At 65.1% G+C, this 19,426-nt stretch carries 15 protein-coding genes and 1 tRNA gene; 15 read left to right on the top strand and 1 reads right to left on the bottom strand.

Annotated features, from left to right (window positions below):
• Positions 1 to 11 precede the first annotated feature (11 nt).
• The 15 genes from tilS (at position 12) to H3H55_RS11350 (ending at position 18,335) form a co-directional block, all read left to right on the top strand.
• A complete protein-coding gene (gene tilS, locus H3H55_RS11420) occupies positions 12 to 1,433 on the top strand; it encodes a tRNA lysidine(34) synthetase TilS (RefSeq protein WP_129512470.1) in 1,422 nt (473 codons plus the stop codon).
• Positions 1,434 to 1,776: 343 nt separating this feature from the next.
• A complete protein-coding gene (locus H3H55_RS11415; protein WP_048248705.1) occupies positions 1,777 to 3,027 on the top strand; it encodes an aspartate kinase in 1,251 nt (416 codons plus the stop codon).
• 113 nt (positions 3,028 to 3,140) lie between these two features.
• Positions 3,141 to 3,234: transfer RNA gene (locus tag H3H55_RS11410), tRNA-Ser, on the top strand.
• Between the two features lie 204 nt (positions 3,235 to 3,438).
• The gene (locus H3H55_RS11405; protein ID WP_226800019.1) at positions 3,439 to 4,821 is read left to right on the top strand and encodes a hypothetical protein; all 1,383 of its coding nucleotides are present in this window, start codon (positions 3,439 to 3,441) and stop codon (positions 4,819 to 4,821) included.
• Positions 4,822 to 5,313: 492 nt separating this feature from the next.
• Positions 5,314 to 6,843 (top strand): complex I subunit 4 family protein, encoded by a 1,530-nt coding sequence (locus H3H55_RS11400; protein WP_048248701.1) that lies wholly within the window; start codon positions 5,314 to 5,316, stop codon positions 6,841 to 6,843.
• A 271-nt stretch (positions 6,844 to 7,114) separates the two neighbouring features.
• Positions 7,115 to 8,002 (top strand): ubiquinol oxidase subunit II, encoded by an 888-nt coding sequence (gene cyoA, locus H3H55_RS11395; protein ID WP_193098661.1) that lies wholly within the window; start codon positions 7,115 to 7,117, stop codon positions 8,000 to 8,002.
• A 3-nt stretch (positions 8,003 to 8,005) separates the two neighbouring features.
• Entirely contained in the window at positions 8,006 to 10,012 is a 2,007-nt protein-coding gene (gene cyoB / locus H3H55_RS11390; protein WP_193098660.1) for a cytochrome o ubiquinol oxidase subunit I, read from the top strand.
• Positions 10,012 to 10,620, top strand: coding sequence for a cytochrome o ubiquinol oxidase subunit III (cyoC, locus tag H3H55_RS11385; RefSeq protein ID WP_193098659.1), 609 nt, complete (start codon positions 10,012 to 10,014; stop codon positions 10,618 to 10,620). Before cyoB ends, cyoC begins: the two co-directional genes overlap by 1 nt.
• Positions 10,621 to 10,953 carry a cytochrome o ubiquinol oxidase subunit IV gene (gene cyoD / locus H3H55_RS11380; RefSeq protein ID WP_193098658.1) on the top strand — a complete coding sequence of 111 codons (333 nt, stop codon included), beginning with the start codon at positions 10,621 to 10,623 and terminating at the stop codon, positions 10,951 to 10,953.
• Positions 10,954 to 11,286: 333 nt separating this feature from the next.
• Positions 11,287 to 11,646 carry a hypothetical protein gene (locus tag H3H55_RS11375; protein ID WP_193098657.1) on the top strand — a complete coding sequence of 120 codons (360 nt, stop codon included), beginning with the start codon at positions 11,287 to 11,289 and terminating at the stop codon, positions 11,644 to 11,646.
• A 141-nt stretch (positions 11,647 to 11,787) separates the two neighbouring features.
• Positions 11,788 to 13,671 (top strand): extracellular solute-binding protein, encoded by a 1,884-nt coding sequence (locus H3H55_RS11370; protein WP_193098656.1) that lies wholly within the window; start codon positions 11,788 to 11,790, stop codon positions 13,669 to 13,671.
• A gap of 52 nt (positions 13,672 to 13,723) precedes the next feature.
• Entirely contained in the window at positions 13,724 to 14,767 is a 1,044-nt protein-coding gene (locus tag H3H55_RS11365) for a microcin C ABC transporter permease YejB (protein ID WP_193098655.1), read from the top strand.
• Positions 14,768 to 14,815: 48 nt separating this feature from the next.
• Positions 14,816 to 15,913, top strand: coding sequence for an ABC transporter permease (locus tag H3H55_RS11360; RefSeq protein ID WP_129512460.1), 1,098 nt, complete (start codon positions 14,816 to 14,818; stop codon positions 15,911 to 15,913).
• Entirely contained in the window at positions 15,910 to 17,532 is a 1,623-nt protein-coding gene (locus H3H55_RS11355) for an ABC transporter ATP-binding protein (protein ID WP_193098654.1), read from the top strand. Before H3H55_RS11360 ends, H3H55_RS11355 begins: the two co-directional genes overlap by 4 nt.
• Positions 17,533 to 17,660: 128 nt before the next feature.
• On the top strand, positions 17,661 to 18,335 hold the full coding sequence (locus tag H3H55_RS11350) for a C40 family peptidase (RefSeq protein WP_048248689.1): 675 nt from the start codon (positions 17,661 to 17,663) through the stop codon (positions 18,333 to 18,335).
• 148 nt (positions 18,336 to 18,483) lie between these two features.
• On the opposite strand, the gene H3H55_RS11345 is transcribed toward H3H55_RS11350, so the two are convergent.
• Complete coding sequence (locus tag H3H55_RS11345; protein ID WP_193098653.1) at positions 18,484 to 19,410, bottom strand: patatin-like phospholipase family protein; 927 nt, start codon at positions 19,408 to 19,410, stop codon at positions 18,484 to 18,486.
• Between the last annotated feature and the right edge of the window lie 16 nt (positions 19,411 to 19,426).

Genomic DNA, 19,426 nt, shown 5'->3' with positions numbered 1-19,426 from the left:
GCGTCCCTCTCGTGATCCCACCGACCGAATTCTCCGCCGACCGCGTCGTACTCGACGCGGTCGGCGTTGCGCTTTCCGGCATGCCGCCCGATGCGCGTATCGCGATCGCCTACAGCGGCGGCCTCGATTCGACGGTGCTGCTCGATGCAGCCGTCCGTGTCGCGGGTGCGTCGCGCTGTGTCGCGCTGCACGTACATCACGGCCTGAGCGCGAACGCCGACGCGTGGGTCGCGCATGCCGAAGCGAGCGCGGCCCGGCTCGGCGTTGAATTTGAAGCGATGCGGGTTGACGTGCCGCGCGACAGCGGCCTCGGTATCGAGGCGAGTGCGCGCGAGCGGCGCTATGCGGCACTCGACGCGATGTGCGAACGTCACGGTGCGGCCACGCTGTGGCTGGCGCAGCATGCGGACGACCAGGCCGAGACCGTGCTGCTGCAGCTGTTGCGTGGCGCGGGGATCGCGGGGCTCGCTGCGATGGCGCCGCGTTACCGGCCCGACGGCGTGAGCGTCGAGCGCGTGCGTCCGTTGCTGCGGCTGTTGCGCGCACAACTTGAGCGCTATGCGGCGCAGCACGAGCTCGCGTGGATCGACGACGAATCGAACGGCGATACGCGTTATGCGCGCAATGCGCTGCGCATCGACGTGCTGCCGGCACTGGCCGTGCATTTCCCGGGCTTTCGCGATGCGCTCGGTCGCGCGGCCCAGCATGCGGCGGCCGCGCAGCGGCTGCTCGACGATCTGGCCGAACTGGATTTCGCCGTTGCCGCGCGCGATGACGGGCACGCGCTGTCGCGCGAGTCGCTGGTCGCGTTCGACGACACGCGCGGCGCGAACCTGCTGCGCTTCTGGATGCGCCGGCTCGGCTTGCCGGGCGCGTCGGCCGCCCGGCTCGCCAACATGATGCGGCAGTTGCGTGCCGCGCACGATGCTCATGCGCTGCGCGTCGACCATGCGGGGCAGTGCCTGCGGCTCTATCGCGACGTCGTCTACTGGGAAGCGGGCGACAGCGCCGAACCGGCCGACGACGGCACGGGCACGCCGCACCCGGAAGCGGCGCTCGCATGGGACGGGCAGGAAGTCTGGCACTTGCCGGGATGGCGCGGCACGTTCGTGTTCGCGCCGGCCGACGCGGAAAGCGCCGACGCGGTGCCGGAGGCGCTGCTGCGCGGCGCGCGGCTGGCCGTGCGCGCCCGGGCGGGCGGCGAGCGGATGCGCACCTCGCCGGGCGGGCCGGGCCGGACGCTGAAGAACCTGTTCCAGGAGCGCGGCGTGCCGGCCTGGCAGCGCGACGTGCCGCTGCTGTTCGCGGGCGACCGGCTGATCTACGTGCCGCGGCTCGGCGTGAACCGCGACGTCGGCTTGTCCGATGGCGGGCCGTCCGGCGACGGCGCGTGGCGCCGGATCGAATGGCGTCCCGACCTGCTGATCGCGTAACCGCGGGCAGGTTTCCGGCGGCGCGATGGCGCGCCCATTTTCACCATTTGGTAAACAGCGCCGGAACGGCCGCGGACACGGCGAGCGGCTTGTCAAGCGGGCTTCTATCGGGTACGCTCGGACGTTTGCTCGGCTCGATTTTTGAGCGATTTGTGCAGGTTTTCCGCGTGACGTACCCGGTTTGCGCGGCCTGATCGGCCTTCCGGGCAAAATCCGTCACGCTTGCGCGTTGCGTCCCAGCCGTCTCCCTCGTCGTCCGTCCACAGCCACAAGCCGCGTGACCGAACGGCACCGCGGCCTGCCCAGCGCGCCCGTGCGGTTTCTCCTCCAGTTCAGAACGACAATGGCACTCATCGTACACAAATACGGCGGCACTTCGATGGGCTCGGTCGAGCGCATCAAGAACGTCGCGAAACGCGTCGCAAAATGGCATCAGGCCGGGCACCAGATGGTGGTCGTGCCTTCGGCGATGTCCGGCGAAACCAACCGTCTGCTCGGTCTTGCGAAAGAGATTTCGAGCCAGCCGAGCCCGCGTGAGCTCGACATGATCGCGTCGACCGGCGAGCAGGTCAGCGTCGGCCTGCTGTCGATCGCGCTGCAGGAAATCGGCGTCGAGGCCGTGAGCTATGCGGGCTGGCAAGTCCCGATCAAGACCGACAGCGCGTTCACGAAAGCGCGCATTCACTCGATCGACGACGAGCGCGTGAAGGCCGATCTGAACGCCGGCAAGGTCGTGATCATCACGGGCTTCCAGGGCGTCGATCCGGACGGTCACATCACGACGCTGGGCCGTGGCGGCTCGGACACGTCGGCGGTGGCGGTCGCGGCCGCACTGGGTGCCGAAGAGTGCCTGATCTATACGGACGTCGACGGCGTGTACACGACCGATCCGCGTGTCGTCGAAGAGGCGCGGCGCCTCGATCGCGTGACGTTCGAGGAGATGCTGGAAATGGCCAGCCTCGGCTCGAAGGTCCTGCAGATCCGCTCGGTCGAATTCGCCGGCAAATTCCAGGTGAAGACGCGCGTGCTGTCGAGCCTGACCGATCCGCTGATTGCGCTCGACGAAGAAATGCGCTCGGGCACCCTGATTACTTTTGAAGAAGACGAGACCATGGAAAAGGCAGTCATTTCCGGCATCGCGTTCCAGCGCGACGAAGCACGCATTGCTGTGATGGGCGTGCCCGACAAGCCGGGCATCGCGTATCAGATCCTCGGCCCGGTCGCCGATGCGAACGTCGACGTCGACATGATCATCCAGAACCAGAGCGTCGAGGGCAAGACGGACTTCACGTTCACGGTCGGCCGCGGCGATTACCAGAAGGCGATGGACATCCTCACCAACCAGGTGAAGGGCCATGTGAATGCCGAGCAGGTGCAGGGCGATCCGAAGGTGTCGAAGGTGTCGGTCGTCGGCGTCGGCATGCGTTCGCACGTGGGCGTCGCGAGCAAGATGTTCCGCACGCTGTCGGAAGAGGGCATCAACATCCAGATGATCTCGACGTCCGAAATCAAGATTTCGGTGCTGATCGACGAGAAATACATGGAGTTGGCCGTCCGCGCGCTGCACAAGGCGTTCGAACTCGACCAGGCTTGATGAAATTTTCGTGATGCGATGACGAAATTGCATCACGGAAATTGACGCGCGGTTCGAAACCCTATACTATTTCGTTCTCGTCGCACTGCCTCCCTGGTGCGAGCGAAAGTTTGGGAGACGTGGCCGAGAGGTCGAAGGCACTCCCCTGCTAAGGGAGCATCTGGGCCAAAACCTGGATCGAGGGTTCGAATCCCTCCGTCTCCGCCAAAAGCGGTGACAAAGCCCCGCAAGTTCTCGGACTTGCGGGGCTTTTTCTTTTCCGCGGCAGCATGTGCCCCGCATTCGATGCTGCCGGATCGCGTTCGCGGGCGGCTCGGTCGGTGCAGCCGATCAAGGCAATGAGTGCTCGACTTGGCGGGCGGTAATGCGCTACATATCACCTATCGTTTGGCACGACACTAGGTGACGCTCTTGGCCAGCCCGCATTCCGTTCTGACTGTTCTTTCTCATCGCCCTGTCGACGGACTGGTCGATAACCACGAGCGTTATGCGCGGCTGCACGGCTACCGGCATGCGACGGTTGACGGCATGCACGTGTACGGCGAGCGCCAGCAGGTGCTGCACAAGTACCACACGATCATCGCGCAGCTCGTCGCGATGGAGCCGGGCGCATTGCTGCTCGTGCTCGATCCGTTCTCCGTCGTGTTCGATCCGCACGCGCTGCCCGATGTCGCGCACGGTTACGACGCAATCGTCACCACGCAGACGCCGAAGTCTGCACTGCCGGCCGCAAGCGGGATGATCTTCCGCAACGTACCCGACGTGCGCGAGCGGTTGCGCAAGCTGGTGGTCGAGCTGGGCAAGTGGGCGATGCGCCTTCCGGAGCGGCAGCATGCGTGCGAGGCGACGCTGCTTGCGGAGTGCTTTCCGCCGCTGCCGTTCGACGTGCCGCTCGCGAACGGCCATTTCCCGTCGGTACAGACGATCTGGGGCGACGGGCTCGCGATCGACTCGATCGCTGGCGTGCGGCCGCTCGTCGCGCACAACGCGCCCGAATGGCGGCAGGTGAACGACGGGTGGGCGCCGGCAGCCGACTACGACTTCCGCTATGTGATCGCGCTCGTCGACGATGCCGAACGTTACCAGCGCGGCGATCGCACGCGTGCAATTGACACCTGGCATGCCGCGCAGCGGCGCACGCGCGATGCGGAGCAGCACGTGAATCCTCACGCGCCGGTGGCGTTCGTGAGCCTGCATACATCGCATATCGCGGGCTACGGTGACCTGCACGAGGAGAATTTCGTGCGCTACTGCACGCGGCACGGCTACGCTTACCACGCCTATCGCGAAGCGCCCGCATTTCTGCCGGCCGGCATCGATGCGAACTGGGCGAAGCTGCACCTGATACGCGAACATCTGCCGCATCACGCGTTCGTGTTCTGGGTCGATGCGGATATCCTGGCGATCGACCAGAGCCAGGCCATCGACAGCACGATCGACGGTCGCGACTTCGTGATCGGCACCGATCACACGGCCTGGGCGATCAACTCTTGCATGATCGGCGTGCGTAACGTCGCGCCGATGCGCGAACTGGTCGAGCGCATTTGCGCGCGAATCGAGAGTTTCGGCGATCGTTCTTCGGTCTACGCGAGCGGCGGCGACCAGCAGGCGATCTATGTGGAGATGCTGGCGTCCGGCATGATCGATGCGCGCCATATCGTCGATGCGATGACGCTCGCGTCATCGCCGGTTTATGCGACGCGCAACAGCCGTTTCGTCCATTTTCCCGCGCAACACAATCACTATCGCGCGGTGACGATGCGCGTCTGGGACCGGCTGAGTCACCAGCGTTAGCGGCGGGAACAGGGGCGATGCATGCCGCGACCCTAAGCAGGGGAGCGGGCATTCGCTCGAGCCGCATCGGTCAAAGCTGATTGAAATAAAAATGAAAGTATCATTGTAAGGTTTGAGGCGCCGGACGATCGCCGTCGCGCGTAGCCTCAACCAGCATGCTCCGACCCTCCGGAACGATGCGCTCGCGTCAAAATTGCGGCACTGCGTCGATTTGCGCAGCGTACGTCGTCGCGGAACACAAAAAATTACTCAATTAAATCAGCATCATGGCTCGACGCCAAAAAATCGATGCTCTGTTGCGCTGCAGAAAATAATCAATCGCTTTATGCTCGTTAACCCGATCGCGATTGAGCGGCATCAAGCTTCGTCATGATGCCTCTTTACATTTTCCCAACATCGATGATTCACGAAATCTACCTGACGATTTGATTTCGTTTCTTACGTTTCGCCTGTCTCAAATGCAGTCTGCGACATCCTCAAGGCCTTGTTGAAATGCACGATTTCCCCTTCCTGAGCCTGGCCATCTGGGTTCCGATCCTGTTCGGCGTGTGCCTGCTGCGCGCCGGTTCCGATCAACATCCACGCCGTACTCGACTGATCGCGCTCGTCGGCGCGTTGGCCGGGTTTGCCGCCATCGTTCCGCTGGTCGCCGGTTTCGAGTCGCACTCGGCCGCGATGCAGTTCGTCGAAAGCCGCGACTGGCTGGCGGCGTTCAATTCCGGATGGCGGGTCGGCATCGACGGCGCGTCGCTGTGGCTCGTCGTGCTGACCGCATTCACGACGGTCGTGGTGGTGGTCGCGTCGTGGGAATCGGTCACGGTGCGTGTCGCGCAGTACTACGCGTCGTTCCTGATCCTGTCGGGGCTGATGGTCGGCGTGTTCGTCGCACAGGACGGGCTGCTGTTCTTCATCTTCTTCGAAGCGACGCTGATCCCGCTTTACCTGCTGATCGGCACGTGGGGGCGGGAGCGTCGCGTGTACGCGGCCGTGAAGTTCTTCTTCATCTCGTTCGCCGGCTCGCTGCTGTTGCTGATGGCGATGCTGTACCTGTACGCGCAATCGCATACGTTCGACATGGCCGTGTGGCGTACGCTGCAGCTCGGTTTCGCGCCGCAGTTGCTGGTGTTCCTCGGCTTCTTCGCCGCGTTCGCGGTCAAGGTGCCGATGTGGCCGGTCCACACGTGGTTGAGCGACGTCTACACGGACGGCCCGACGGGCGCCGCGCTGATGCTCGCGATGCTCAAGCTCGGCGGCTACGGGTTCCTGCGCTTCGCGCTGCCGATCACGCCCGACGCGAGCCACTTCTTCGCGCCGGCCGTGATCGCGCTGTCGTTGTTCGCGATCGTCTATGCGAGCCTGATCGCGCTCGCGCAGACGGACCTCGGCAAGCTGCTCGCGTATTCGACGGTCGCGCACATGGGGATCGTCACGCTCGGGCTGTTCCTGTTCAACCGGATCGGTATCGAAGGCGCGATCGTGCAGCTCGTGTCGTACGGGTTCGTCGCGGGCGCGATGCTGCTTTGCGTGAATGTGCTCGTCGATCGCACGAAGCAGCGCGAGATCGCGGCGTACGGCGGCGTGGCGGGCGTGATGCCGCGATTCGCGACCTTCACGCTGCTGTTCGCGATGGCCAACGTCGGCCTGCCGGGCACGTCGGGGTTCGTCGGCGAGTTCATGGTCATCATGGGCGCGATCCGTTTCAACTTCTGGATCGGCGCTATCGCGGCGCTGACGCTGATTCTCAGCGCGTCGTACACGCTGTGGATGCTCAAGCGCGTCGTGTTCGGCAAGGTCTCGAGCGAGCGGATCGCGAAGCTCGCCGACCTGAACCGTCGCGAGATCGTGATGTTCGGGTCGCTCGCGCTGATCGTGCTGATGGTCGGCATCTATCCGAAGCCGTTCACCGACGCAATCGATCCGACCGTGACGCGGCTGATCGAAGACGCCAGCCGATCGAAAGTGCCGGCCGGGGACAGCCCCGTGCAGCCGCAGCCGTCTTACATGGCATCGTCGCACGACTGATCGCCCAGGCGTCGCGCACGGCGGGTGCATCGCACGACGATGCACCCGTTGCGCACGCATCGATCGAGGTCCGGCGCAGGGTTCGCCGGGCCGGCGTTCGGCTGCGTGAAATTGCCCCGCGACAATGTGTCTCACGGCAGATTTTGCAATGATGATTTGCCGCATCCACCGGTTTTTCATCGCACTCGCGCGACGTATGATGCGGCCACTTTCGTGGATCGAATGCGCATCGGGCATACGCAAACGAATTCAATGACCCTCGGGCTGTGTGATGAAAAGAAGAGCTTCAAGAGGCTGGTCGGCGCTGATGTCAATCGGCACGGCGCTAAGCCTGTCAGGCTGTAATTTAGATGTACTAAATCCGAAAGGAAGCGTGGGCGCTGCCGAAAAGGCGCTGATCGCGACGTCCACCTGGGCGATGCTGATCGTCGTCGTGCCGGTGATCCTGCTCACGCTCTGGTTCGCGTGGCGTTATCGCGCATCGAACCGCAACGCAACCTACGCGCCGAACTGGTCGCACTCGACCGCGATCGAAGTCGTGATCTGGACGGTGCCGACGCTGATCATCCTGTTCCTCGGCGTGCTCACGTGGAAGACCACGCACGAGCTCGACCCGTACAAGCCGCTCGAGTCGTCGGTGAAGCCGATCGACGTCGAGGTCGTCGCGCTCGACTGGAAGTGGCTGTTCATCTATCCGGAACTCGGCATCGCGTCGGTGAACCAGCTCGCGATTCCGGTCGGCACGCCGGTGAACTTCCGCATCACGTCGGATTCGGTGATGAACTCGTTCTTCATCCCGCAGCTCGGCGGCCAGGTCTATGCGATGGCCGGCATGCAGACGCGCCTGCACCTGATTGCCGACGAGCCCGGCGACTTCGCGGGCACGTCCGCCAACTTCAGCGGCCGCGGCTTCTCCGACATGAAGTTCCGCACGCTCGCCGAGCCGCGCGAACAGTTCGACGCATGGGTGCAGAAGGTGAAGGCGTCGCCGGACCGGCTCGACGCGACCGTGTATGGCACCGTCGCGCAGCCGAGCGAGAAGGCGCCCGTGCGCTACTTCTCGTCGGTCGATCCGCGGCTCTTCCACAACATCATCGCGAAATACAACGATGGCCACGTCCTCGACCTGAAGGACGCCGCCTGCGGCACGAAGGGGTAACGCATGTTCGGCAAACTCACACTATCGGCGATCCCGTTCGATCAGCCCATCATCATGGTGGCCGGCGCCTTCATGGGGCTGGCCGTGCTGGGCATTCTCGCCGCACTGACGATCACCGGCCGGTGGAAATGGCTGTGGACGGAATGGCTGACGACGGTCGACCACAAGAAACTCGGCGTGATGTACATCATCGTCGCGCTGATCATGCTGCTGCGCGGCTTCGCGGACGCGATCATGATGCGCATGCAGCTCGCGCTCGCGTACAACGCGCCCGGCTACCTGCCGCCGCATCACTATGACCAGATCTTCACGGCACACGGCGTGATCATGATCTTCTTCATGGCGATGGTGTTCATGGTCGGCCTGATGAACCTGGTCGTGCCGCTGCAGATCGGCGCGCGCGACGTCGCATTCCCGTTCATCAACTCGCTGAGCTTCTGGATGACGGCCGTCAGCGCGATCCTGATCAACGTCTCGCTCGTGATCGGCGAATTCGCGCAGACCGGCTGGCTCGCGTACCCGCCGCTGTCGGAGCTGCAGTACAGCCCCGGAGTAGGGGTCGACTACTACCTGTGGGCGCTGCAGATCTCGGGCGTCGGCACGCTGCTGACCGGCGTGAACTTCTTCGTGACGATCATCAAGATGCGCGCGCCGGGCATGACGCTGATGAAGATGCCCGTGTTCACGTGGACGGCACTCTGCACGAACGTGCTGATCATGGCGTCGTTCCCGATCCTGACCGCGACGCTCGCGCTGCTCGGCCTCGACCGTTACCTCGGCATGCACTTCTTCACGAACGAAGCCGGCGGCAACGCGATGCTGTACCTGAACCTGATCTGGGCGTGGGGCCACCCGGAGGTGTACATCCTGATCCTGCCGGCGTTCGGCATCTTCTCGGAAGTCATCGCGACGTTCGCGAAGAAGCCGCTGTTCGGCTACAAGACGATGGTGTACGCGACCTGCGCGATCATGGTGCTGTCGTTCCTCGTGTGGCTGCATCACTTCTTCACGATGGGCTCGGGTGCGAACGTGAATGCGTTCTTCGGCATCATGACCATGATCATCGCGATCCCGACCGGCGTGAAGGTGTTCAACTGGCTGTTCACGATGTATCGCGGCCGGATCGAATTCACGACGCCGGTGCTGTGGACGATCGGCTTCATGGTCACGTTCACGCTCGGCGGCATGACCGGCGTGATGATGGCGATTCCCGGCGCGGACTTCGTGCTGCACAACAGCCTGTTCCTGATCGCGCACTTCCATAACGTGATCATCGGCGGCGTGCTGTTCGGTTACCTCGCGGGCTTCAACTACTGGTTCCCGAAGGCGTTCGGCTTCAAGCTGAACGAGAAGCTCGGCAAGGCCGCGTTCTGGTTCTGGCAGGTCGGCTTCTACGTCGCGTTCGTGCCGCTCTACGTGCTCGGCTTCATGGGCATGACGCGCCGGCTCAACCACTACGACAACCCCGCATGGCACCCGTGGCTGCTGGTTGCCGCGTTCGGCGCCGTGCTGATCGCGATCGGCATCGCGTGCCAGTTGCTGCAGCTCGTGGTCAGCATCCGCAACCGCAACCTGCCGGAGTACCGCGACACGACGGGCGATCCGTGGGGCGGCCGCACGCTGGAATGGGCGACCACGTCGCCGCCGGCTGACTACAACTTCGCGGTGATTCCGCAGGTGCGCACGCTCGACGCGTACACGGACATGAAGGCGCGCGGTGAAGGCCGGCCGAACCCGGCGTCGATCCGCGACATTCACATGCCGTCGAATACCTGCGCGGGCCTCGTGGTCGCGGTCTTCAGCCTGGTGCTCGGCTTCGCGCTGGTGTGGCACATCTGGTGGATGGCGATCGGCGGGCTCGTCGGGATCGTCGCGACGCTGGTGATCTACAGCTCGCGCGATAACGACGGCTATTACATCCCCGCGTCGACGGTGCGGAAGATCGAAGGCAAGCAGCCGACCACGCGCGTGGCCGCGCGGGTCGACGACGTGGAACTGGAGGCCAACTGATGTTGCAGAAAACCTTGAGCGCAACCCTGCTCGAGCACGACGACCATCCGCCGTCGCATTCGGTGTTCGGTTTCTGGCTGTACCTGATGACCGACTGCGTGATTTTCGCGGCGCTGTTCGCGACCTTCGCGGTGCTCGGCCACCAGTATGCGGGCGGGCCGACCGCGAAAGACCTGTTCGACATTCCGGGCGTCGCGGTGGAAACCGCCGCGCTGCTGCTGTCGAGCATCACGTACGGTTTCGCGATGCTCGCGGCGTACAAGCAGCGGCGCGGCGCGCTGTTCGCATGGCTCGCGGTGACGTTCGTGCTCGGCGCGGCGTTTCTCGCAATGGAGCTGCGCGAGTTCTCGCACCTGATCGCGGAAGGCGCGGGCCCGCAGCGCAGCGCGTTCCTGTCGGCGTTCTTCACGCTGGTCGGCACGCACGGGCTGCACGTGACGGCCGGCCTGGTATGGATGATCGTGCTTGCCGGACAGATCGTGTTCCGCGGCGGCGACCTGACCGATCGCGACCTGCGGCGCCTGACGTGCCTGAGCCTCTTCTGGCACTTCCTCGACATCGTGTGGATCTGCGTGTTTTCCTTTGTCTATCTCGCGAGCGTGATCTAAATGGCCCATACGCATTCGTCTCAACTCGAAGAAGGGCACGGCAGTGTCGGCGGCTACGTCGCCGGTTTCATCCTGTCGGTGCTGCTCACGGCCGCGTCGTTCGGCCTCGTGATGGGCGGCGTGCTGTCGCCGCATGCGTCGCTGATCGCGCTGGCCGCGCTCGCGTTCGTGCAGATCGTCGTGCACCTCGTGTACTTCCTGCACATGAACGGCTCGTCGGGCCAGCGCTGGAACGTGATGGCGTTCAGCTATACGGTGCTGACCGCGGCGATCCTGATCGTCGGCACGCTGTGGGTGATGCACAACGTCAGCATGAACATGATGTCGCGCTGAGCGGCGTCGCGGCGCCGGGTTCGCTATCCGCGCGCGTTGATGAAGAAAAGGCGGCACGCAAGTGCCGCCTTTTTGTTTTGGTACAGTCGCGCCGCGCGACGCATCCGGTGTTGCGATGGCGACCGGCGTATCGGGCTCGCGAGCGCGTGTCGGCATCGGCCCGGCCCCGGCGTGGCAGGGCGGGCGGGGCCGGGCAGGCGTCGATTGTTACAAGACGTTAGCGCAGGCTTCCCGTTGCGATGCGGCGCATCAGTTCTTACAAACTTGAAATATGCGGAGACGGCGCTTGCCGTTATAGTCGAATCACACATGACACAACCAGAAGAGGAATCCATGAAGACCTTGCGTGTTGCCTCGCTCTTGACCGGTGTGACGGCCTTGCTCGTGTCGGGCGCAGCAATGGCGGGAGTCAATGTCGGGATCAACATCGGCGTGCCGGCACCGGTCTACGTCGCGCCCGCGCCCGTGTATGCGCCGCCGCCGCCGGTCGTCTATCAGCCGGCGCCCATGTACGCACCGGCCCCCGTGTATGCGCCGGGTCCGGCCATCGTGATCGGCTGGCATGGAGACCGCTACTGGGACGGCCGTCGCTACTGGGGCCGCGACGAGTGGTATCGCCGCCATGGCCGCGGCTGGGGCGGCGATCGCGATCGCGGTCACTGGGATAACGGCCGCCACAACGGCTGGCACTGATCGGCACGTCGCGCACGCGTGACGCGTGCGCGACGTTCGTTCGTGAAGAAACCGCCCGCGTGGCGGTTTTCTTTTGGCCCGAACGATTGAATGGGTAGAATCGTCCCACGTTACATCCCTCATTCGATCGACAGGGCCTCTATGACGAAGGGTTCGCCCCGGGCCGCCGCCGCGCGCGTCCGATTCGGCGCGCTGCGTGCCGCACGGGCCGCCGGCCGCGTTGCCGCGGTGTTCGCGATGCAGGCGGCGCTGGCCGCGACGGCCGCGCACGCGGCCTACGCCATTGCGCAGTACGGCGAGCCGAAGTATCCGCCGGGCTTCAAGCATTTCGACTACGTCAACCCCGATGCGCCGAAGGGCGGCACGCTCGTGCTCGCGAACCCGAACCGGCTGACGTCGTTCGACAAGTTCAATCCGTTCACGATGCGCGGCAACCCCGCGCCGGGCATCGACATGCTGTTCGAGAGCCTCGCGACCGGCAGCTCGGACGAACCGGCGTCCGCGTATGGCTTGCTTGCCGACGACATCGACATCGCGCCCGACCGCCGATCGGTCACGTTCCACCTGAATCCGCGCGCGCGCTTCTCGAACGGCGATCGCGTCACGGCCGACGACGTCAAGTTTTCGTTCGATACACTGAAGAGCAAACTGGCGGCGCCGCAGTTCGGCGCATATTTCGCGGAGATCGCGAAGGCGGTGGTCGTCGATCCGGCCACCGTGCGTTTCGAGTTCCGCAGCGCGAATCGCGAGCTGCCGCTGATCGCCGGCGGCGTGCCGGTGTTCTCCCGCAAGTGGGGGCTGCGCGCGGACGGCTCGCGCATCCCGTTCGACCAGTTCGCGTTCGAACAGCCGATCGGCAGCGGCCCGTACCTGATCGAGCGCTACGACAACGGCCGCACGATCACCTACCGGCGCAACCCCGCCTATTGGGGCGCCGACCTGCCGGTGCGGATCGGCACCAATAACTTCGAACGGATCGTCTACAAGCTGTACAGCGACGGCGTCGCGAGGCTCGAGGCGTTCAAGGCCGGCGAATACGATGTGCTCGTCGAGTACATCGCGCGCAACTGGACGCGGCGCGACGTCGGCAAGCGCTTCGACAGCGGCGAGCTCGTCAAGCGCGAATTCCGCCAGCACAACGGCGCGGGCATGCAGGGTTTCTTCATGAACCTGCGCCGGCCGCTGTTCCGCGATGTGCGGGTGCGTCAGGCACTCGACCTCGCATTCGACTTCGAATGGCTGAACCGGCAACTGTTCTATAGCGCGTACACGCGTCTCGACAGCTATTTCGCCGACACCGACTTGCAGGCGACCGGCACGCCGAGCGCCGGCGAACTGAAACTGCTGGAGCCGCTGCGCGCGCAGCTCGACCCGGCCGTGTTCGGCCCGATGGTCACGCAGCCTGCGACGAACCCGCCGGGCTCGCTGCGCGCGAACCTGCTGAAGGCGCGCGAGCTGCTTGCGCAGGCCGGCTGGACCTATCGCGACGGTGCGCTGCGCAACGCGAAGGGCGAGCCGTTCACGTTCGAGATCCTCGACGATGCAGGCGGTGCGATGGAAGGCGTCGTGACCGCGTACCAGCGCAATCTGACGAAGCTCGGCATCGACGCACGTTTTCGCACGGCCGATTACGCGCTGCTGCAAAAGCGGCTCGATGCGTTCGACTACGACATGACGACGATCCGCTTGCCGGGCGTGCAGGTGCCGGGCGCCGAGCAATACTCGCGTTACGCGAGCAAGTTCGCCGACGAGCCGGGCTCCGACAACTTCATCGGGCTGAAGTCGCCGGCGGTCGACGCGCTGCTGCACGCGCTCGGCACCGCACAGTCGCGCGACGACCTGCTCGATGCGACGCACGCGCTCGACCGCGTGCTGATGCACGGCTACTACGCGGTCCCGCAGTGGTACAGCACGACACACCGGATCGCGTACCGGCGCACGCTCGCCTATCCGCAGACGCTGCCGCTGTACTATTCGGCCGAGGGCTGGGTCGTGTCGACCTGGTGGGCGAAGCCCGATCACTGACCCGCGCCGGCCCTTCGATTAATCCCGCCTACCGATCACGAGTCGACGCCCTATGTGGAGCTACATCCTCAAACGCCTGCTGCTGATGATCCCGACGCTCATCGGCGTGCTGACCCTCACGTTCGCGGTGATCCAGTTCGTGCCGGGCGGCCCGGTCGAGCAGGCCGTGCAGGAATTGCGCAAGGGCGCGACGGAGCAGGGCGCGGTGCCGTTCGGGATGCGCGCACACACCGGCGTCGACGCGCAGCAGCTCGCGCAGCTCAAGGCGCTGTACGGTTTCGACAAACCGCCGCTCGAACGCTATTGGCTGATGCTGAAGCGTTTCGCGCGCTTCGATCTCGGCGACAGCTACTTTCGCCACCAGAGCGTGTGGTCGCTGATCGTGCAGAAGCTGCCCGTGTCGATCAGCATCGGGCTGTGGACGTTTTTCCTCACGTACCTGATCTCGGTGCCGCTCGGCATCGCGAAGGCCGTGCGCAACGGTTCGCCGTTCGACGTCGCGACGAGCCTCGTCGTGCTCGTCGGTTATGCGATTCCGGGTTTCGTGCTCGGTGTGCTGCTGCTCGTGCTGTTCGGCGGCGGTTCGTTCTGGCAGCTTTTTCCGCTGCGCGGCCTCACGTCGGACAACTTCGCGCAGCTGTCGCTCGTCGGCAAGGTGCTCGATTACCTGTGGCACATCGCGCTGCCGATCACGGCATCGGTCGTCGGCAGCTTCGCGGTCATCACGATGCTCACGAAGAATGCGTTCCTCGACCAGATCCGCCGGCAATACGTGCTGACCGCGCGCGCGAAGGGGCTCTCCGAGCGCAGCGTGCTGTGGAAGCACGTGTTCCGCAATGCGATGCTGCCGCTGATCGTCGGCTTCCCGGGCGCGTTCATCGGCGCGTTCTTCACCGGCAGCCTGCTGATCGAGACGCTGTTCTCGCTCGACGGCCTCGGGCTGCTGTCGTACGAGTCGGTCGTGCGGCGCGACTATCCGGTCGTGCTCGGCACGCTGTACCTGTTCACGTTGATCGGGCTCGCAACCAAGCTGATCTCCGACCTTTGTTATGTATGGGTCGATCCGCGCATTCAATTCGAAAACCTGGAGCGCTGACATGAAACAGACCGTCCGCATGCCCGGCGTCACCGGGCGAGGGTCGCGATGAACCGGACCATCGTGTCGTCCCGCATCGACGCGGCGCGCGCACGCGTGTCGCCGTCTCCCGCACGCCGCGTGTGGCAGCGCTTCAGGCAGCAGCGCCTCGGCTACTGGAGCTTCGTGATCTTCTTCGTCGCATTTGCCGCGAGCCTCGCCGCGCCGCTGTGGTCGAACGACAAGCCGCTCGTCGTGCGCTACGACGGCCAATACTATTTCCCGATGTTCCATGCGTATCCGGAGACGGCCTTCGGCGGCGACTTCCCGACGCCGGCCGACTATCTCGATCCATATGTGCGCAAGCGGCTCGAGGCGCCCGGCAATTTTGTCGTCTACCCGCCGAACCGCTACTACTACGACACGCTGAACTACTTCTCGACCGTGCCGAACCCGGCGCCGCCGTCGCGCGCGAACTGGCTCGGCACCGACGCGCAGGGGCGCGACCTGCTCGCGCGGCTCGTGTACGGATTCCGCGTGTCGGTCGAATTCGGGCTGATCCTGACCGTGATCGGCACGCTGCTCGGCATCGCCGCGGGCGCCGTGCAGGGCTTTTTCGGCGGGCGCATCGACATCGTCGGGCAGCGGCTGATCGAGATCTGGAGCTCGCTGCCCGAGTTGTATCTGCTGATCATCTTCGCGTCGATCTTCGAGCCGAGTTTCCTGCTGCTGATCGTGCTGCTGTCGCTGTTCGGCTGGATCGGGCTGGCCGACTACGTGCGCGCGGAATTCCTGCGCAACCGCACGCAGGACTACGTGCGCGCCGCACGCGCGATGGGGCTCACGAACTGGCAGATCATCTGGCGCCACGTGCTGCCGAACAGCCTGACGCCGGTGATCACGTTCCTGCCGTTCCGGATGAGCGGCTCGATCCTCGCGCTCACGAGCCTCGATTTCCTCGGGCTCGGCGTCCCGCCGCCGACACCGAGCCTCGGCGAGCTGCTCGCGCAGGGCAAGGGCAACCTCGACGCATGGTGGATTTCGCTGTCGACGTTCGGCGTGCTGGTCGCGACGCTGCTGCTGCTGACCTTCATGGGCGACGCGCTGCGCAACGCGCTCGACACGCGGATCGCCGATTCGGTGCGCGCGGCGGGAGGCCAGCGATGAGCGAACCGGTCGTATCGACGCAACACGAGCCGCTGCTGTCGCTCGAGCATCTGCAGGTGCGCTTCGGCGACACGGTCGCGGTGGACGACGTGACGCTCGCGATCGGCCGCGGCGAACGCGTCGCGCTCGTCGGCGAGTCGGGTTCCGGCAAGAGCGTGACCGCGCTGTCGATCCTGCGCTTGCTGCGCGACGCCGACGTGAGCGGCACGATCCGCTTTGCGGGGCAGGACCTTTCGGCCAGGAGCGAACGCGAGATGCGCGGGCTGCGCGGCTCGGACATCGCGATGATCTTCCAGGAGCCGATGACGGCGCTCAACCCGCTGTATACGATCGGCGTGCAGATCGGCGAGACGATCGTGCTGCACGACGGCGTATCGGCCGTCGAGGCACGCAAGCGCGCGATTGCGTTGCTCGCGCGCACCGGCATCGCGGAGCCCGAGAGGCGCGTCGACAGCTATCCGCACCAGTTGTCGGGCGGCCAGCGGCAGCGCGCGATGATCGCGATGGCGCTCGCGTGCCGGCCGCGCCTCCTGCTTGCCGACGAGCCGACCACCGCGCTCGACGTGACGATCCGCGCGCAGATCGTCGACCTGCTGCTGGAACTGCAGCGCGACGAAGCGGAAAAGCGCGGGATGGCGATCCTGCTGATCACGCACGACCTGAACCTCGTGCGGCACTTCGCCGAGCGCGTCGCGGTGATGGAGCGCGGCCGGCTCGTCGAGAGCGGGCCCGTCGAGCGGATCTTCGCGGAACCCGAGCATCCGTATACGCAGCGGCTGCTGAACAGCCGTCCGCAACGCGCGGTCGCGCCCGTGATGCCGATCGCGCCTGTCGTGCTCGACGCGCGCCACGTGAGCGTGCAGTTCGCGCGCAAGCGGCCGGGTTTCGCGGGCTGGTTCGGCACGGTGCCCGTGACGGCCGTCGCGGACGTGTCGGTGTCGGTGCGGCAGGGCGAGACGCTCGGCATCGTCGGCGAATCGGGGTCCGGGAAATCGACGCTCGCGATGGCGCTGCTCGGGCTGCAGAAGACGGCGGGCGGCGAGATCGAGTTCCAGGGGCGCGCGCTGTCGACCTATCGCGGCCGCGAGCAGACCGCGCTGCGCTCGAACATGCAGGTCGTCTTTCAGGATCCATTCAGTTCGCTTTCGCCGCGTCACACGATCGAGCGGATCGTCGGCGAGGGGCTCGAACTGCATCACCCGGACATGCCGCCCGATGCGCGCCGCGCGAAATCGCTCGCGGTACTGCGCGAAGTCGGCCTCGATCGCACGGTGCTGCACCGTTATCCGCACGAATTCTCGGGCGGGCAGCGCCAGCGGATCGCGATCGCGCGCGCGCTGGTGCTGGAGCCGCGCATCCTGATCCTCGACGAGCCGACTTCCGCGCTCGACGTGTCGATCCAGCAGCAGGTGCTGAAACTGCTCGCGAATTTGCAACGGAAATACAACCTCGGCTATGTATTCATCAGCCACGATCTGGAGGTGATCGGCGCGATGGCGCACCGCGTCGCGGTGATGCAGGACGGCGCCGTCGTCGAGTCGGGCGACGTGACCGACATCTTCACGAGACCGTCACATCCTTACACACAAAAGCTGTTGAAAGCGGTCTGGAAAGCGTGATAAGCGTCCAATGGTCTGACCATCTCGATTGTATTTTTTAATTTGTTTTGACAAACGATTACGCGCTGGCTAGTATCGACCGAAATTTTCCGCCAATCAGCTGATTTTTAAGCAAATTCCATCGACCAATGCAGCATCGATCCCTGACCCAGGCATGCGCGCGCACCATCGCCGGGCTGTTCATCGGCGCCCTGTTCGCAGCAGCTCCCGGCGCGTTCGCCGACGAAGTCAGCAGTTTTAACCAGAATGTCACGAATTCGACTCAAATCGGGTCGACTTCTTCCCTCCAGCAGACCAGCGCGCAGCCGTCGAGCGGCGGCGCGAAGTCGTTCCTTGCCGGCATGGCGGGCAAGGCGGGCGACGTGGTCGTCGGCGCGCTGAACATGATCGGCGTGCGCTATCGCTGGGGCGGCAATTCGCCGGATTCGGGCCTCGACTGCAGCGGCTTCGTGCGCTACGTGTTCCAGGACACGCTCGGCATGTCGCTGCCGCGCCGTGCGGAAGAAATGAGCCGCGTCGGCGAGAAGGTGAGCATGAGCAACCTCAAGCCGGGCGATCTCGTGTTCTTCAACACGATGCGCCGCACGTTCTCGCACGTCGGCATCTACATCGGCGACAACAAGTTCGTGCATTCGCCGTCGACGGGCAGCACCGTCCGCGTCGACGATCTCGATAGCGGCTACTGGGAAAAGCGTTTCACCGGCGCGCGCCGGATCGAATCGGAGTTCCCGATGAAGGCCGAGGATCTGCGTCAGCGCGTGCGCGCGACGATCGGCGACGATTCGGCGAACGGCAGCAACTGACGTTCGCCGGTCAGTCGGACCGGATAAAAAAACCCTGTCACCGAACGGCGGCAGGGTTTTTTGTTTTTGGGGCTGGTGCAGGCGAGGCGACGGACGCCGTTCCGGCGGTCACGGGACGGCGGCGCGCGCCGTCCCGCGCATCGCGTGCTTACGCGGCCGCCACGCCGCGCGCTGCCGCGAGCTTGCGCTGCAGTTCCGGCATGATGCGCGCGACCGCTTCCTCGCCCGCGAGGATCGCCGCGTTGCGCTGGTTGAAGTCGCTGCCGCCCATGGCCGCGAGATTCGGGCGGATCACGACGTCCGCGTATTTGTCGAGCTCGTAGGTCTTGATCGTCTGGCCCATGATCGTGAAGGTCTGCAGCAGCATCTCGATCGGGTTGTTGGTCGCCGCGCCGTCCGGCCGGGCCGAGATGTCGACCGCGATCACGAAGCTTGCGCCCATCTTGCGCGCGTACGATGCGGGCACGGGGCTCACGAGGCCGCCGTCCACGTATTCGCGGTTGCCGATCTTGACCGGTTCGAACACCGACGGCACGCTGCACGACGCACGCACCGCGAGCCCCGTGTTGCCCTGCTGGAACAGGATCGGCTGACCGCTCTGCAGATCCGTCGCGACGATGCCGAGCGGCTTCGCCATCTTCTCGATCGGTCGGTTGTTGAGCGTCTTGTTCAGGAAGTTCTGCAGCGCGACGCCTTGCAGCAGGCCGCGCGACCGGAACGGCAGCGCCCAGTCGCTGATCGACGCCTGGTCCATGTCGAGTGCGATCTTGTTGATCTGCAACGCGCTCATGCCCGACGCATAGAGTGCGCCGACCACCGAGCCCGCGCTCGTGCCCGCGACGATTTCGACCGGGATGCCGCGCGCCTCGAGCGCCTTCAGCACGCCGATGTGCGAGAAGCCGCGCGCGGCGCCGCCGCCGAGCGCGATGCCGATCTTCACGGGCTTCTCGTGCGGCTGTGCGGGGTTGGATGCGTTGTCAGGGCGTGACTTGTCGCCGAACGACGTACAGGCGGCGAGGCTGGCGGACGCGCACGCGATCGTGAAGTGGCGGCGCGACAGGCGAGGGGACGACATCGAATGGTTCTCCGGC

The sequence above is a fragment of the Burkholderia sp. Z1 genome (assembly GCF_014893795.1).
In the GTDB taxonomy this organism is placed as follows: Bacteria; Pseudomonadota; Gammaproteobacteria; order Burkholderiales; family Burkholderiaceae; genus Burkholderia; species Burkholderia theae.
This window is presented reverse-complemented; position numbering and strand designations above follow the sequence as displayed.

Coding starts and splice junctions, on each gene's coding strand:
- H3H55_RS11415 (WP_048248705.1), top strand. CDS start 1,777: ATGGCACTCATCGTACACAAATACGGCGGCACTTCGATGGGCTCGGTC.
- H3H55_RS11400 (WP_048248701.1), top strand. CDS start 5,314: ATGCACGATTTCCCCTTCCTGAGCCTGGCCATCTGGGTTCCGATCCTG.
- cyoA (WP_193098661.1), top strand. CDS start 7,115: ATGAAAAGAAGAGCTTCAAGAGGCTGGTCGGCGCTGATGTCAATCGGC.
- cyoB (WP_193098660.1), top strand. CDS start 8,006: ATGTTCGGCAAACTCACACTATCGGCGATCCCGTTCGATCAGCCCATC.
- cyoC (WP_193098659.1), top strand. CDS start 10,012: ATGTTGCAGAAAACCTTGAGCGCAACCCTGCTCGAGCACGACGACCAT.
- cyoD (WP_193098658.1), top strand. CDS start 10,621: ATGGCCCATACGCATTCGTCTCAACTCGAAGAAGGGCACGGCAGTGTC.
- H3H55_RS11375 (WP_193098657.1), top strand. CDS start 11,287: ATGAAGACCTTGCGTGTTGCCTCGCTCTTGACCGGTGTGACGGCCTTG.
- H3H55_RS11370 (WP_193098656.1), top strand. CDS start 11,788: ATGACGAAGGGTTCGCCCCGGGCCGCCGCCGCGCGCGTCCGATTCGGC.
- H3H55_RS11365 (WP_193098655.1), top strand. CDS start 13,724: ATGTGGAGCTACATCCTCAAACGCCTGCTGCTGATGATCCCGACGCTC.
- H3H55_RS11360 (WP_129512460.1), top strand. CDS start 14,816: ATGAACCGGACCATCGTGTCGTCCCGCATCGACGCGGCGCGCGCACGC.
- H3H55_RS11355 (WP_193098654.1), top strand. CDS start 15,910: ATGAGCGAACCGGTCGTATCGACGCAACACGAGCCGCTGCTGTCGCTC.
- H3H55_RS11350 (WP_048248689.1), top strand. CDS start 17,661: ATGCAGCATCGATCCCTGACCCAGGCATGCGCGCGCACCATCGCCGGG.
- H3H55_RS11345 (WP_193098653.1), bottom strand. CDS start 19,410: ATGTCGTCCCCTCGCCTGTCGCGCCGCCACTTCACGATCGCGTGCGCG.